This is a genomic window from Burkholderia sp. Bp9016, assembly GCF_003857765.1.
GTDB lineage: Bacteria > Pseudomonadota > Gammaproteobacteria > Burkholderiales > Burkholderiaceae > Burkholderia.
In genome coordinates this window covers 150,467-163,378 of the sequence record NZ_QTPY01000002.1, presented here as the reverse complement: position 1 = coordinate 163,378, position 12,912 = coordinate 150,467, and the positions used below count along the sequence as shown (strand labels likewise).

Sequence of the window (12,912 nt, the reverse complement as noted above, 5' to 3'; positions counted from 1 at the left end):
GGTGGCTGTAGCTCAGTTGGTAGAGTCCAGGATTGTGATTCCTGTCGTCGTGGGTTCGAGTCCCATCAGCCACCCCAAAATTCTCAAGCAAAACAGGCGCTTCGGCGCCTGTTTTGCTTTCCGCGGACGCTCGGGGCAATCGCGCCGATTCGAACCTCGCTTTTCTCCAGAGCGTTCTGCTCGCCATCACTTCATTTCGCGTTCGTTGCCACGAACATCTCGATGTCGTATCCGAGTCGCTTCGCGCAAACGGCCGCCGTCATCGCCGACGCATGCTTGTAAAGCGTGCATCGATTGTTTCGGTGGCGGGCGCTAGGCTGTTTCTCTGCTACGCCACTGATTGTCGCGGCGCATTCACCATCAGGCGACAGGAAGACTCTTGCGCAGCCAGCGGCGCACAATCATGACCGACGTTACGGAAAGCGCCAGCCCGGCCACGATGTCGACCAAGCAATGCGCGCCGAATTGAATGGCGGAATAAATCATCGTGGTGTTCCAAACGACGGAAGCGGGAAAGAGCCATCGAACGTGCCGTAATGCATACTCAAACAGAATGGCATCGGCAGCATGCAGGGAGGGTATCGAGATGATTTCCCGTCGCTTTTACAGATCGAATGCTTTTAGCGATCCATCTCGTAACGTCTGAAACAGCGAAACCAGGGAATCGTCGTATGGTCCCTGGAGTCCGAAGTGGATCATGGGATTCGATGCGGGAAACGGCGCAGACAGCAGGACCGTGACGACGGCAATTCCCACGAACAACAACAGAAACTCCGTGAGATCCCGATCGCGCTTCGCCGATCCAAGTACGGCGATCGTCAGTAGCGCCTGCGGGATATAGCTCTCGTAAATCGTCACAACGACACGACTGGCGGCAAGGTGCTGTATTTGCCACGCAAGGCGGACAGGCAAGTCTTGAACGCGCAGCCTGATGTCGACGCCCATCATTCGCACATTCCAGGTTGACCGATTCAGCATTCGTTCGTGAATCCGCGGCGTAAAGCGGTGATCGTAAAACGATCATCGGCACGCAAATTGGCGGAATAGAACCGAGGTGTGGCGCAAATCGCCAACGCTTCACAGTCTTGCATTCGTGTAACCTGTCGAATTCCTCGTGCCCGCAGCTTTGCAGGGCCGTTCGGTCCCGACGCCCGGAAGGCGTCGGGACATTTTTTTGCTGCTCCATCTCGCCCGATTCGCCATTCAACTCGCCGTTGAAATATCGTAGCTTGCTACACTTTCCCGACCACGATCACACAACGGGAGTGACCACGCATGCCGGAAAACCGAACCGTCATTCTGCGCAGCGCGACACCACACGATGCCGAACACATCGCTCGCTTGCACACGCTGAGCTGGCAGAGCGCGTATAGCCATATCCTTCCGGCAACGTTTCTGTCGGACGACGCGCCGACGGAACACGCAACCCGCTGGCGAAATTATTTCGATCGCGACGAAGCGGAGTGGGGCCTCGTGCTGATTGCGGAATCGGATCGCGTTCCGGTCGGTTTCGTGAGCGCCGAAAGGCCGGTCGATTCGGCGCGTGGCGTTCTGCTCGATTGCCTTCACGTGCATCCTGCCCATCACGGAGGCGGTACGGGAAAGCGGATGGTCGAAGCCGTTCGCGGGTGGGCCCGAAATATCGGCTCGGACAAGGTTCATCTGTCCGTGCTCGACGACAATGTTCGCGCGATCGGTTTCTACGAACACAATGGCTGGCAATTACTCACTGTCGAAACGAGCTACATCGGCCGGACGGAGGTTACCGACCGGGTCTACGTAATCGAGGCGTAAAGCCGGAGATTGGCAGGCAGTAAACAGAACGGCTGCACGCGACATGTCCTTCCCGGAATACCGCCGTCCATAGGCTGTTATTCGCCGCAATAACGCACGAGCAAATCCGCCTCGGTTTCATGTACTTCGACGGGTAGGCTCGTCGCTCCCGCATACGCGAGATAACGCGCACGATGCTGGCCGTTGCGGAACGACGCGACACCGATTTTCGACAGGCCCGTGATGCCGAGCAGCGTCCGCGCTCTCGTCTCGCGAAACGTGATGAACGGCATGTCCGGAATCCTCGCCGCCTCCGGGTCGAGGAATTCGCGAATGCCGGCAGCCTTGCCCGGCGCCCAGTACTGCACCGACGGCAGCACATAATCGGTCGTGTCGCGGTCGGCGCAGGCCAGCAGTTTCCGCAGGTCGACCGTCACGACACGATGTCGCGAATCGTCGGAGGCGAATACCCGCTTCAGATGCGTATAGGCATAGGCAGCGTGCCCGGGAAGCTGGACGATCCAGACCTCCACGCCGTCTTGTTGTGCCCGAGCGAGTGTCATTATTTTCTCTGATGGCGCGTGCGATTTTTTGTGGGGGAGTGTAGTAGCGCGATCACGGCTACGGCCACGGCCGCGTAGCCGGCGGATACCCGGAATACGAACGGCGAAATCATGTATGACCGAACGGCGCAAGGAACCGTTCTCGAAGCAGTTGCTGGAGCGATCCGGTCGTGCGTATTCAGTCGACATCTTGCGAGAATATCGCGATACCGCCGGTCCGAATGACACGTGCTACGAAAGTCACACAAGATTCACACAGCGAGTGAAACCGGACAGGCATGAGACATCACAAGCACCAACGGGCGGAGTGGCCGGAGAAAAATGATGTCGCCGGGACTTGAGATAGAGTATCCCGATTGCCGCTTCATCTTCCACCTGCCCGGGCATCTCGGCGGCAGTGCTGGCACCGGCCGCCGCTCCTGCATGCGGGCGCGTATCGCGCGTATCGCAATTCGCACGGCACACGGGCTTTCCGGTTGAAAGGGTGAGTTGCCGCACAGACGATTGCACAGACGGCGATTCACAATTTGACCGGTTGACCGATCTACCCCGGCCCGGTCAACCGTTTCCCCGCTCGCTCGCGCAGGAGCGGGGCTTTTTGGCCGCCCGACGCACGCAGGCCGCGTCGGCGCAACTGGACAGGCGTTCGGCAGGCTGCGTTTCGCGCCCCGGCATCCGTTCGCCTGCTCCACATGAATCGCTTTCCTCGTGTCCAAGCGATCGCTTGGGCCCATTGCCGGTCTGGGCCGGTGATGCCTTGATCCCGGCGGCGCGTCACTGCGCTGCCGGGATGTTTTTGCCCCCGAGCCTGTCGAGCCCCGGTTACGTAAAACACGTCGCGTGTTGCCGTCGGCTCAGCCAGCCTGCTCGACGCTGGTTTCCCACCCGTCGTATTCGCCGCCGAGCGAGCGTACTTCACGATTGATCGCGAGCGTATGGCGCGTGATGTCGGCCAGCGTCGTCGTGCCTTCGTGCGCAAACCGCACGGCCGATTTGCCGTCCTCGGTCGGTGCGACCGATTCGACCGGATAGCCTTTCGCTTCGGCCCAGTCGGCGAACTGGTGCGCGTCGCTCGGCTCCGGGAAGTACGCCCAGTGCATCACGCGTCGGTTCACGTCGCTCACGTCGCCTTGCTGCCGCAGCGCTTCGAGCACACGCATGTCGCGCATCAACTGCCAGTCGTCATCGGTCGGGTAGAGCGTGCGCCAGTACGTGTCCTTGTCCGGATCGTCCTGGTACGCGTATTGAAGCGCGTAGGTCGTCTGTTCGGCCAGCGAGTCGACGATCTCTGCCGCGGCTGCTTCGTCGAACGGTACGTAGAACATGAAATCCTGGTTGCCGTCGACGGTGATGCGACCAACCTGCACCCCGTCTTTCGCGATCACGGTGGCATCGAGCAGATCCTCGATCTTCGTGAGATCGGCGAACTCGTCGCCGCTCGGCAGGCCGTCGGGCGTCGGATGCGCAAGCGTGACGCGCACGCTGAGCAGTGCCGTGCGCGGATCGCTCTCGGCGATTTCCGCATAGCTGTTGTTGAAGCTGATGAAGGCCTGATGGTCGCCCATTCTGGCAGGGAAGGTTCCCCAGGCGTCGGTCATGTGTTTCTCCCGTGCACGATTGTCTGTTGACGGTTGCAAAGCGTCCCAATGTATCATCGAAAATCGCGTTGGCCGAAGATGCGCGCCTGATCGTGAGCCCGGGCATCCCGGGGCCGATCGAATTCGAGCGCTGGCGCACGTTGCGCAAGATAGCCGAGCGGCTTAACCGCATCGCGCCAGTATCCTGAACGACCGGGCTAAGAGACGGTGCGGTGGCGATTCCTTGCGGCTGATCCGGCAGGCCATGCATGCGAGTCCGGGGCGCACGCAACCTGACGCGCCGTGCGCGGCGGGCCGCAACAATTTCGAAGGAGATTGCGATGTCGATGTTTGCGGTGAATGGTGTCCGTATCGATCCGCTCAGCGCGCGAGTGACGCACGTGCGCTGGGCGGCCGTCAATCCGGCCGACCGGTCATGGGCCGCAACGCCGAGCGAAGCGGCGGTGGCGGAGGTGGCGCACGCGCTCGCGGCCGGCAACGACGTTCACGCGGTGTTCGACGAAGTCGACGCAACGGCGGTGGGACCGAAACTGAAGCGCGTGCTGTATCGAGACGCGTCGGAAGGCATCGAGCTCGACGTCGACGTGACGAACGAGTCGCGTACGTTGCGGGATCTTCCGCAAATCTGAACGGCGAGCGCCGGATCGCTGCAAATGCGGGCGCATGCGGTGCCAACGCACGCGAACTCTTGCACATTCGCCGCACGCCGATCGCGAGGAGTAGTATCGGGCAACCATCCTGCATCGTTGCCGGCCGTGTCGAACGGGTCGAAGCGAAGGCCGGCGCGCGCTACGTCGCGCCGACAACGAGCGAATAACGCAACCGCGCACGAGACCATGCCCAGATACTCCATCGCCCCGTTGGCCATCGCATCCTGCCTGGTGCTCGCGGCCTGCCAGACCGAAACCGTATCGCCGTCGCCCGAGACCGCATCGACAGCGGTTCCGGTATCGTCGTCGGCGGCGCCGATTCATGGCATGGGCCAGGTGCCGCATCTGGCCGGCCAGAGCCACTGGGCCGCCCACGAGTGCACGTCCGACGGCGCAGTCAAAGTGTGCAATTGATCGAGCGACCGACACGATGAGCGACGCAAGCGAAACGAACGATGCCGTCTGGCACGTCGACCCGGTCGCGGGAACGGTGACGGGCACATTGCCGGTGGTGCTGCCGGTCGACAGCCGCAGCTTCAGGCGAAAGGCGCTCGTCTGCGCGGTGCTCGCCGTATTGACCGCGTGCGGGTATGTGGCCGACGTGGCGCTGTGGCAGGTGGCGGCGCTGGCCGCGCTGCTGGCGCTCCTGAGTGGCGGCTTCTTCCTGATATCGCGCCGCAAGATGGCACTGCATGTCGATGAAACCGGCTTCAGGCTGGTGGGCTCGATGCGCGACAAACCGGTCACGCCGTGGCGCGACGTCACCGAATTCGGAATCGTCAGCGTCGCGGGAAACCGTTACATCGGCTACCAGTTCTCCGCGCATTCGCCGCGCACCAGGGTGCCGGGCGGCGTGATGCTGCCGATCAACCGGTTCGCGGACCTTCCGCTCGACGCGGTTGCCGCGTTGCTGGAGGCGTGCCGCCGGCAGTTCGGGGTGCGGGAAGATCGCGACGGTCGAGTGGACTGATTCCGGGGCGCAGGCGCAATCCCGTCGGCCTGTCGGCGAATAAAAAAATGTCGGCAGGCGTGTCGATTTCCGTCGGGCTCGTCCGTCGTAGGATCGGAGGCGTACGCATCGTGCGTCCGTCTCGCTTTCCTACACGACAAACCGACTGAAGGAGCGACACCCATGGCCACGTCCGTCAACCCGATCCCCGAAGGGATGCGTACGCTGACGCCGCACCTGATCTGTGCCGGCGCCGCAGCAGCAATCGACTTCTATAAACGTGCGTTCAACGCAAGCGAGCGGTTCCGCCTGCCGACGCCCGACGGCCGGCTCGCGCACGCATGCCTCGCGATCGGCGATTCGACACTGATGCTGGTGGATGAAATGCCCGAGCACGGCGCACTCGGACCAAAGACGCTGAAAGGCACACCGGTGTGCCTGCATCTATTCGTGCAGGACGCCGACGCGGCGATCGCACAGGCTGTCGCGGCCGGCGCGACAGTCACGATGCCGGCGACCGACATGTTCTGGGGCGATCGCTATGGGCAGGTCGAGGATCCGTTCGGCCACCGCTGGTCGATCGCCACGCACCAGCGCGATCTGACGCCCGAACAGATCGCGGACGCGATGGCGAGCGCACCGCCGTGCGGGGGGTGATCGAGCCGCATAAATCGTGCTGAACGGCGGGCGGGTGTGGCAGCACATGTCGGCACGTTCGTCGTCGGCCTTCCTGCGTCGCGTGCTGCATCGGGTGGTGCGATCGGAGGGGGCCGGCGTCTCAAGCTATGCGGTGCGATGCCGTAAACAGGGCGAGATCAATGATTCATCCAATCGCACCATGGCTCGAATTCTGTACGCGGGGTATCTCGCATTTGCGCTGTACCTGCTTTACCCGATGATCCACAACACGTTGAATTTCAGCATGGATTGCGTGCTGAGCGCGCTGCCGGGCGGCGATCGCGACATGCCCCAGCGTACGGCAAGCGGTGCGTCGACGTGGGGCAACCGGTGTGCCGCGGATACGCAACTTGTGGCGCGATCGCCCGATATCCATTGATTCGTGGATCGCCGCGACCCGAGCTTCCGCGTGCCGGCCATTCGGCCAGGTTGATTGGCGTGCGATGTACGCCGATCATTGACGACATCGCGAGCGAATATCGCATGCCGTCGGCACGCTGCACGCGAGCAGCGCTTGCGATCGCGTGCGCGGGATGGGTCAGTAGGAGGAGCGGTACGGCGTGCCCTGGTCGAAGCGGCTTTGCCAATGCGTGAGGTAGCGCGACGCGAGCTGCGGATTGTTCCAGACGACGATGACGTTCTCGGAGTTTCGGCTTGCCGCCGACGCACTGTAGTTGAACGAACCGGTCTCGACGTGTTCGGCATCGATCACGAGGTACTTGTCGTGGTGGATCGCATAGGCATCGATCGTGCGCGTCGGAATGCCCGCGTTGACGAGCAGGTTCAGCGCCTGCTTGCTGCTCTTCGCGCGATTGCCCTTGTCGTCCACGACGACCGCGACATTCACGCCGCGTCGCTTGGCCGCCAGCAGTGCGCGCGTGACGGGCGGCGACGTGAACGAGTAGGCGGCCACGCGAATCGAGCTGCGTGCGGCACCAATCGCCTTCAGCACGAGCGCTTCGGCACCGCCATCGGGCGAGAACGCCGATTCGACGACCTGCGTGGCCGGCGCTTCATGTGTCGGGGCCGGCAGCAGTTGCGCGATGTAGTCGATCGCCTGTTGCAACAGCGATTCGCTGTGCGTCTTGCCGAAGGCGGCGAACGGTGTGGCGAGCAGGGAGGCGGCGAGGCAGGTGGCGGCGAGGCGATTGCGCGACAACATCTTGGACAGCGAATAATTTCGAGACAGCGGGCCGTGAGTGTAACGCAGACGTGGCGGCGCGGTCACGCCAGAATGGGAATAGCCACGTTGCGTTGCGGCGTGCCGCGCCGCGTGCCGATGCAGCGATGTTCGTGACGTCGAGCGATATCAGTGCGGGGGCGATGATCGCGCCGATCGATTGATGGCGATGTCGTACGCGTGTATGTGCGCTTGGATCGCATACGGTCCGGGCATGACGAATGCGGATATGCGCGAATGCCGGTTGCGAGCGCTGCGCTGCCGACGTAGACGCTATACGCGCGATGTGCGCGCAGCGGGCGCTATGCGCCGGGCGTCATGCATCGAGCGGCCCGGCGTCTTCGCGCGTGATCCACCCGGGCCCGGGTTCCGGCTGCACGTCGTGCGCATCGAGCGGTTCGCCGCACGCCGAACACACCGCGACCGCATGCATCAACTGGCCACAGGTTCGATGGCGCAACTGCACCGGCGGCCCCTGGCCGTCGTCCTTCCAGCGGTCGCCCCATGTCATCAGTGCGAGCAGGGCCGGGTAGAGGTCGAGGCCCTTTTCCGTCAACCGGTATTCGAAGCGCGGCGGGCGCTCCTGATACGCGCGCCTGACCAGCACGCCTTCGTCGACGAGGCGTGCGAGCCGTTCGGCCAGCACGTGGCGCGTGAGGCCCAGTTGCACCTGGAACGCGTCGAAGCGGCGGCAGCCGAGAAAGGCGTTGCGCAGGATCAGCATGGTCCAGCGATCGCCGAGCACGGCGAGCGTGCGCGCGACCGAACAGTTCAGCGTACCGATGTCATCCCATTTCATGATCGAGTCTCGTGCGGCGGTTCGGCAAATGAGCGGACCGATTATAGAACCCGTCTTCGGTTGCGACGGGCGCGCGTTGCGTTGACAAGGCCGGCGCGGTTGTAAATAATGAGTTCCAATTTGGAACTTACTCGCGCGGCGACGCACTTTCAATCAGGAGACCACCCGATGAACCCACTTTCCCTGTCCGGTATCGAACTGCTGCGCGCGGCAGTGTCGGGCGACGTGCCCCTTGCGTCGATTTCCGAGACGATTCCAATGCGACCGCTGGGCGTCGAGCTCGGCTACGTGAAGATGTCCGCGCGCGCGGACGGCCGGCACCTGAATCCGCTCGGCGGCGTGCACGGCGGGTTCGCCGCGACGGTCCTCGATTCGGTCACAGGCTGCGCGGTGCATTCGATGCTCGACGCGGGCGTCGGCTACGGCACGGTCGACCTGCACGTGAAGATGCTGCGCCCGGTGCCGCGCGACGTCGACCTGATCGCGGAAGGGCGCGTGATTCACCTGTCGCGTTCGCTCGGCGTCGCGGAAGGCACGCTGAAGACGCCGGACGACAAGATCGTTGCGCACGCATCGGCGACGTGCTTCATCCAGCGGCCGCAATGAGGAGGCGGGCGGCGTCGGGCCGGCTCGACGGCCCGGCGCAATGCGAACGCGGCACGCGCGGGACGGTGCATACCTGTTGCTTGCCCGGCGGGCCGGCCGAAGGCGGCCTGTAAGCGTCCGCGTCGGCCATCTGAAGCGTTCGCTTCAATGTGATAGCGTTCCTGCTTTCCACCTCCCCGCGAAGGAACAGCATGGAATACCGCACACTCGGCGATTCAGGTATCGAGGTCAGCCTGATCGGTCTCGGCACGATGACGTGGGGCGAGCAGAATTCGGAGCGCGACGCACACGAGCAGATCGATTACGCGCTTGCGCAGGGCGTCACGCTGATCGACGCCGCGGAAATGTACCCGGTGCCTCCGAAGCCCGATACCCAGGGCCGCACGGAGCAATACATCGGTACCTGGCTCGCGCAGCATCGCGCGCAGCGCGACCGGATCGTGCTTGCGACGAAGATCGCGGGCCCGGCGCGGCAACCGCACAATCCGCGTCATATTCGCGGTGAAGGCAACCAGTTCGACCGCAAGAACCTGACCGAAGCGCTGGACGGCAGCCTCAAACGCCTGCAGACCGACTACGTCGACCTGTACCAGCTGCACTGGCCCGATCGCAGCACGACCACGTTCGGCCGCCCCGCGTATCCGTGGGTCGACGACACGTACACGGTGCCGATCGAGGAAACGCTGGGCGTGCTTGCGGAATTCGTGAAGGCCGGCAAGGTCCGCGCGATCGGCGTGTCGAACGAAACGCCGTGGGGCGTCGCGCAATTCCTGCGTGCGGCCGAGAAGCTCGGGCTGCCGCGCATCGCGAGCATCCAGAACCCGTACAGCCTGCTGAACCGCACGTTCGAGAACGGTCTGTCGGAATTTACGCATCGCGACGGGGTCGGCCTGCTCGCCTATTCGCCGCTCGCGTTCGGCTGGCTGTCCGGCAAGTACGAGAACGGCGCGCGCCCGGCCGGTGCACGCATTACGCTGTTCGAACGCTTCCAGCGCTACAGCAAGCCGCAGGCGGTCGAGGCGACGTCGCGCTACGTCGAGCTCGCGAAACGCCATGGGCTGTCGCCCGCGCAGCTCGCGCTGGCGTTCGTCAACAGCCGGCCGTTCGTGCGCAGCAACCTGGTCGGCGCGACGTCGCTCGAGCAACTGAAGGAGAACATCGGCAGCATCGACGTGACGTTGTCCGACGAGATCCTTGCCGAGATCGACGCGCTGCACGAACGGCAGCCGAACCCGGCGCCGTAAACGGCGTGGGGCCCGCGCGGCAGCGATGCCACGACGGGCCGCGTTGGACGCACGTGGCCGCCGTCGTTTGCGTCGTCAGCGCATCCCGAGCCGGGCACGCGCGACCAGCAGCGCGACGAGACTCAACACCGCGCAACCCATCAGATACAGCGCCGGCGACAACCGGTTGCCGGTCGCGCTGATCAGCCACGTGATCATGAACGGCGCGAAACCGCCGAACAGCGTGACGCCCGTGTTGTAGCTGACCGCGAGGCCGGTCGCACGGGTCTGCGACGGGAACAGCTCGGCCATCAGCGCCGGCAGCGCGCCGCAATACGTCGCTTTCAGCAGGCCGATCCAGATCAGCGCGGCGAGCATCGTCGCGAACGACGCGTGATGCGTGAGCCACACGAACGTCGGCCATACCGTGGCGAGCATCAGCACGGCCGCGGCCGTCATCACGCGAATGCGCCCGGTGCGATCGGACAGGTGACCGACGAGCGGCGTGACGAGCGTCAGCACGACACCAGTCGCGAGCGTCGCCGCGAAGCCGGTCGACGCCGGCAGTCCGAGCTGCTTGATCGCATACGTCGGCATGTACAGCACCATGTAGTTGATCGCGGTCGAGATCACGAGCACACCGATCGATAGCAGCACGCGCATCTTCTGGTCCGCGAACAGCTCGCGCACCGGTGCTTCGGAGCGCGCCTGCGTCTTGAACTCGACGCCTTCGTCGACATAGCGGCGAATGTAGAGCCCGATCGGACCGATCGCGAGGCCGAACAGGAATGGCACGCGCCAGCCCCAGCTTTCGAGCTGGGCGGTCGTGAGCGTCGACGTCAGCAATGCCCCGAACCCCGACGCGAGCAGCGTCGCGAGGCCCTGGCTCGCGAACTGCCAGCTCGACATGAAGCCGCGCCGCTGCGGGGCATGTTCGACGAGGAAGGCGGTCGAGCTCGCGAATTCGCCGCCGGCGGAAAAGCCCTGCATCAGCCGCGACAGCATGATCCCGAGCGGCGCGAGGATGCCGATCGATGCGTAGGTCGGCATCAGCGCGATCAGCAGCGTACCGACCATCATCATGCCGATCGATAGCAGCAGCGATGCCTTGCGGCCCGCACGGTCGGCGTAGGCGCCGAGCACGAAACCGCCGATCGGCCGAATCAGGTACGACAGCCCGAACGTGCCGAGCGTGAGCAGCAGCGACGTCGCCTCGCTCGTCGCGGGGAAGAACAGCTTGGCGATCGTTACCGCGAAAAAGCCGTAGACGATCAGGTCGAACCATTCGAGTGCGTTGCCGATCGACGCCGCGAAGATGATGCGCCGTATTTTCGCGGCGCTGGGGCTGGCGGCGTCCTGCGAGGTCAGGGTGGTCGTATTCATCGTGTGAGCATGTCCCGAGAAAGGGCGAAGCGCGTTACAGGGCGGCGCCGGCTGCGGCGGGCGCGGTGCGGCGAACGGGCGGCGCGGCATCGCCGAGATCCCAGAAGAGGCCGGCCATCATCTGCAGTCCCTCGCGCACGACGCTCGCGAGCAGATGCTCGTCGGGCGCATGCTGCGAACACGCCGGATACGAATGCGGAACCCATAGCGTCGGCAGCCCGAGCGTGTCGGCGAACACTTCGTTCGGCAGCGTGCCGCCGAGATTGGGCAGGATCGCGGGCTTCTTGCCGGTCGTGCACGCGAGTGACGCGACGGCCCAGCGTACCCACGGATCGTCCGGCGACAGGCGCGTCGCCGGTGCGCCGCGTTCGACGTCGATCTCGATGTCGGCGAAGCCATGCGCGTCGAGATGCGCACGCAGATGCGTGTGCAGCGCTTCCCAATCGGTGCCGACCACGAAACGCAACTGGCAGTGCGCATACGCGACGGGCGGAATCGCATTGACCGGATGTTCGGGATTGCCGGCCTTGAACGCGAGGATCTCGAACGTGTTCCAGCCGAACACGCGCTCCGCGGCGGACAGGCCGGGCTCGCCCCAGTCGGCATCGAGCGCCGGATCGCCGGGACCGCCGCCCACCGACAGGTCGGCGAGCGCCGTGCGCACGGCCGCCGGGATCGGCGGCGGGCGCAGCCCCGCGACGCGGATCGCGCCGCGCGCATCGACGAGGCATGCGAGCGCGTTGGCGAGCACGGTCGCCGGATTGCGCAGCAGCCCGCCCCAGTTGCCGGAGTGATGACCGCCATCGCGCGCGCGCAGGCTCAGCTTGAAATTGACCGCGCCGCGCGAGCCGAGGAATACGGTCGGACGTTCGGCGGCGATGCGCGGCCCGTCGGATGCGATCAGCACGTCGGCCGCGAGCGCGTCGCGCTCCCGGCGGCATAGCGCGTCGAGGCCCGGGGAACCGGTTTCCTCGCCCATCTCGATCAGCAGCTTCGCGTTGAAGCCGAGCCGGCCGCCGCGCGCGTCGAGCACGCTCGCCAACGCGGCGAGATTGATCGTGTGCTGGCCCTTGTTGTCAGCGCTGCCGCGGCCATACCAGCGATCGCCTTCGGCGGTCAGCGTCCACGGTGACAGCGGCGCGCGCCATTGCGCGTCGTAGCCGCGCACGACATCGCCGTGACCGTAGATCAGCACGGTCGGCAGGGCGTCGTCCTCGTGGCGCGATGCCAGCAGGAACGGGCCACCACCGTCGACGGGGTTGTCGACGATCCGCGACGTGAAGCCGAGGCGGGCGGCCTCCGGCGCGATTTCGTCGGTCAGGTAGGCGCGCAGGGCGGCGCCCGTACCGCTTTCCTGGCTTTCGGTGCGCAGGCCGACGCGGCGGCCGAGGGTCGTGAAGAACGCGCCCGATTCGAACTGGTTCAGCGCGTGCTGGATGGCGGCGGTACGGCTCAAGACGTGTCTCCTCTATCGTATTGCCGGCGCGCGCACGGTGCGCGCAACCGGGAG

General features: G+C 64.7%; 15 protein-coding genes, 1 tRNA gene and 1 pseudogene. 10 read left to right on the top strand and 7 right to left on the bottom strand.

The annotated features are described in order from the left end of the window. Nucleotide 1: 1 nt before the first annotated feature. Nucleotides 2–77: transfer RNA gene (locus DIE13_RS03160), tRNA-His, on the top strand. A 283-nt stretch (nucleotides 78–360) separates the two neighbouring features. Here DIE13_RS03160 and DIE13_RS33240 read toward each other — a convergent pair. After that, nucleotides 361–945, bottom strand: a pseudogene (locus DIE13_RS33240) (phosphatase PAP2 family protein). A 330-nt stretch (nucleotides 946–1,275) separates the two neighbouring features. Between DIE13_RS33240 and DIE13_RS03145 the strand changes: the two are divergent. After that, a complete protein-coding gene (locus tag DIE13_RS03145; protein ID WP_124825790.1) occupies nucleotides 1,276–1,794 on the top strand; it encodes a GNAT family N-acetyltransferase in 519 nt (172 codons plus the stop codon). A gap of 77 nt (nucleotides 1,795–1,871) precedes the next feature. Here DIE13_RS03145 and DIE13_RS03140 read toward each other — a convergent pair whose 3' ends face one another. Both DIE13_RS03140 and DIE13_RS03135 read right to left on the bottom strand, forming a co-directional pair. Then, entirely contained in the window at nucleotides 1,872–2,336 is a 465-nt protein-coding gene (locus tag DIE13_RS03140) for a plasmid fertility inhibition factor family protein (RefSeq protein WP_124825983.1), read from the bottom strand. 854 nt (nucleotides 2,337–3,190) lie between these two features. Continuing rightward, complete coding sequence (locus DIE13_RS03135) at nucleotides 3,191–3,934, bottom strand: DUF695 domain-containing protein (RefSeq protein ID WP_124825789.1); 744 nt, start codon at nucleotides 3,932–3,934, stop codon at nucleotides 3,191–3,193. Between the two features lie 26 nt (nucleotides 3,935–3,960). Between DIE13_RS03135 and DIE13_RS32775 the strand changes: the two genes are divergently transcribed. The 6 genes from DIE13_RS32775 to DIE13_RS33785 all read left to right on the top strand — a co-directional run bounded on the left by DIE13_RS32775 (nucleotide 3,961) and on the right by DIE13_RS33785 (nucleotide 6,590). Next, complete coding sequence (locus DIE13_RS32775; RefSeq protein ID WP_175760589.1) at nucleotides 3,961–4,122, top strand: hypothetical protein; 162 nt, start codon at nucleotides 3,961–3,963, stop codon at nucleotides 4,120–4,122. 132 nt (nucleotides 4,123–4,254) lie between these two features. Further along, the gene (locus DIE13_RS03130; RefSeq protein WP_124825788.1) at nucleotides 4,255–4,563 is read left to right on the top strand and encodes a phosphatidylserine/phosphatidylglycerophosphate/cardiolipin synthase; all 309 of its coding nucleotides are present in this window, start codon (nucleotides 4,255–4,257) and stop codon (nucleotides 4,561–4,563) included. 207 nt (nucleotides 4,564–4,770) lie between these two features. Next, on the top strand, nucleotides 4,771–4,998 hold the full coding sequence (locus DIE13_RS33790; protein ID WP_124825787.1) for a hypothetical protein: 228 nt from the start codon (nucleotides 4,771–4,773) through the stop codon (nucleotides 4,996–4,998). Between the two features lie 16 nt (nucleotides 4,999–5,014). Then, entirely contained in the window at nucleotides 5,015–5,554 is a 540-nt protein-coding gene (locus DIE13_RS03120; RefSeq protein ID WP_124825786.1) for an aspartyl-tRNA synthetase, read from the top strand. Nucleotides 5,555–5,716: 162 nt separating this feature from the next. Beyond that, complete coding sequence (locus tag DIE13_RS03115; RefSeq protein WP_124825785.1) at nucleotides 5,717–6,190, top strand: VOC family protein; 474 nt, start codon at nucleotides 5,717–5,719, stop codon at nucleotides 6,188–6,190. Nucleotides 6,191–6,206: 16 nt separating this feature from the next. Further along, nucleotides 6,207–6,590, top strand: coding sequence for a hypothetical protein (locus DIE13_RS33785; RefSeq protein ID WP_390678898.1), 384 nt, complete (start codon nucleotides 6,207–6,209; stop codon nucleotides 6,588–6,590). A gap of 159 nt (nucleotides 6,591–6,749) precedes the next feature. On the opposite strand, the gene DIE13_RS03105 is transcribed toward DIE13_RS33785, so the two are convergent. Then, nucleotides 6,750–7,373, bottom strand: a complete 624-nt coding sequence (locus tag DIE13_RS03105) for a phospholipase D family protein (protein WP_124825784.1) — start codon at nucleotides 7,371–7,373, stop codon at nucleotides 6,750–6,752. 334 nt (nucleotides 7,374–7,707) lie between these two features. Next, complete coding sequence (locus DIE13_RS03100) at nucleotides 7,708–8,190, bottom strand: helix-turn-helix domain-containing protein (RefSeq protein ID WP_124825783.1); 483 nt, start codon at nucleotides 8,188–8,190, stop codon at nucleotides 7,708–7,710. 168 nt (nucleotides 8,191–8,358) lie between these two features. On the opposite strand from DIE13_RS03100, the gene DIE13_RS03095 reads away from it, so the two are divergent. Then, nucleotides 8,359–8,796, top strand: coding sequence for a PaaI family thioesterase (locus tag DIE13_RS03095; RefSeq protein WP_124825782.1), 438 nt, complete (start codon nucleotides 8,359–8,361; stop codon nucleotides 8,794–8,796). 191 nt (nucleotides 8,797–8,987) lie between these two features. Continuing rightward, complete coding sequence (locus DIE13_RS03090; protein ID WP_124825781.1) at nucleotides 8,988–10,040, top strand: NADP(H)-dependent aldo-keto reductase; 1,053 nt, start codon at nucleotides 8,988–8,990, stop codon at nucleotides 10,038–10,040. A 75-nt stretch (nucleotides 10,041–10,115) separates the two neighbouring features. Here the strand turns inward: DIE13_RS03090 and DIE13_RS03085 are convergent, their stop codons facing one another. Together DIE13_RS03085 and DIE13_RS03080 are read right to left on the bottom strand one after the other, a co-directional pair. Then, nucleotides 10,116–11,402, bottom strand: a complete 1,287-nt coding sequence (locus DIE13_RS03085; protein WP_124825780.1) for an MFS transporter — start codon at nucleotides 11,400–11,402, stop codon at nucleotides 10,116–10,118. Between the two features lie 34 nt (nucleotides 11,403–11,436). After that, nucleotides 11,437–12,858 carry a M20 family metallopeptidase gene (locus DIE13_RS03080; RefSeq protein WP_124825779.1) on the bottom strand — a complete coding sequence of 474 codons (1,422 nt, stop codon included), beginning with the start codon at nucleotides 12,856–12,858 and terminating at the stop codon, nucleotides 11,437–11,439. Nucleotides 12,859–12,912: the final 54 nt, after the last annotated feature.

What these genes read in the sequence shown, in the direction of transcription:
- DIE13_RS03130 (WP_124825788.1), top strand. Translation starts at nt 4,255, where the DNA reads ATGTCGATGTTTGCGGTGAATGGTGTCCGTATCGATCCGCTCAGCGCG.
- DIE13_RS03115 (WP_124825785.1), top strand. Translation starts at nt 5,717, where the DNA reads ATGGCCACGTCCGTCAACCCGATCCCCGAAGGGATGCGTACGCTGACG.
- DIE13_RS03145 (WP_124825790.1), top strand. Translation starts at nt 1,276, where the DNA reads ATGCCGGAAAACCGAACCGTCATTCTGCGCAGCGCGACACCACACGAT.
- DIE13_RS03100 (WP_124825783.1), bottom strand. Translation starts at nt 8,190, where the DNA reads ATGAAATGGGATGACATCGGTACGCTGAACTGTTCGGTCGCGCGCACG.
- DIE13_RS03085 (WP_124825780.1), bottom strand. Translation starts at nt 11,402, where the DNA reads ATGAATACGACCACCCTGACCTCGCAGGACGCCGCCAGCCCCAGCGCC.
- DIE13_RS03135 (WP_124825789.1), bottom strand. Translation starts at nt 3,934, where the DNA reads ATGACCGACGCCTGGGGAACCTTCCCTGCCAGAATGGGCGACCATCAG.
- DIE13_RS03090 (WP_124825781.1), top strand. Translation starts at nt 8,988, where the DNA reads ATGGAATACCGCACACTCGGCGATTCAGGTATCGAGGTCAGCCTGATC.
- DIE13_RS33790 (WP_124825787.1), top strand. Translation starts at nt 4,771, where the DNA reads ATGCCCAGATACTCCATCGCCCCGTTGGCCATCGCATCCTGCCTGGTG.
- DIE13_RS03095 (WP_124825782.1), top strand. Translation starts at nt 8,359, where the DNA reads ATGAACCCACTTTCCCTGTCCGGTATCGAACTGCTGCGCGCGGCAGTG.
- DIE13_RS03105 (WP_124825784.1), bottom strand. Translation starts at nt 7,373, where the DNA reads ATGTTGTCGCGCAATCGCCTCGCCGCCACCTGCCTCGCCGCCTCCCTG.
- DIE13_RS03140 (WP_124825983.1), bottom strand. Translation starts at nt 2,336, where the DNA reads ATGACACTCGCTCGGGCACAACAAGACGGCGTGGAGGTCTGGATCGTC.
- DIE13_RS03120 (WP_124825786.1), top strand. Translation starts at nt 5,015, where the DNA reads ATGAGCGACGCAAGCGAAACGAACGATGCCGTCTGGCACGTCGACCCG.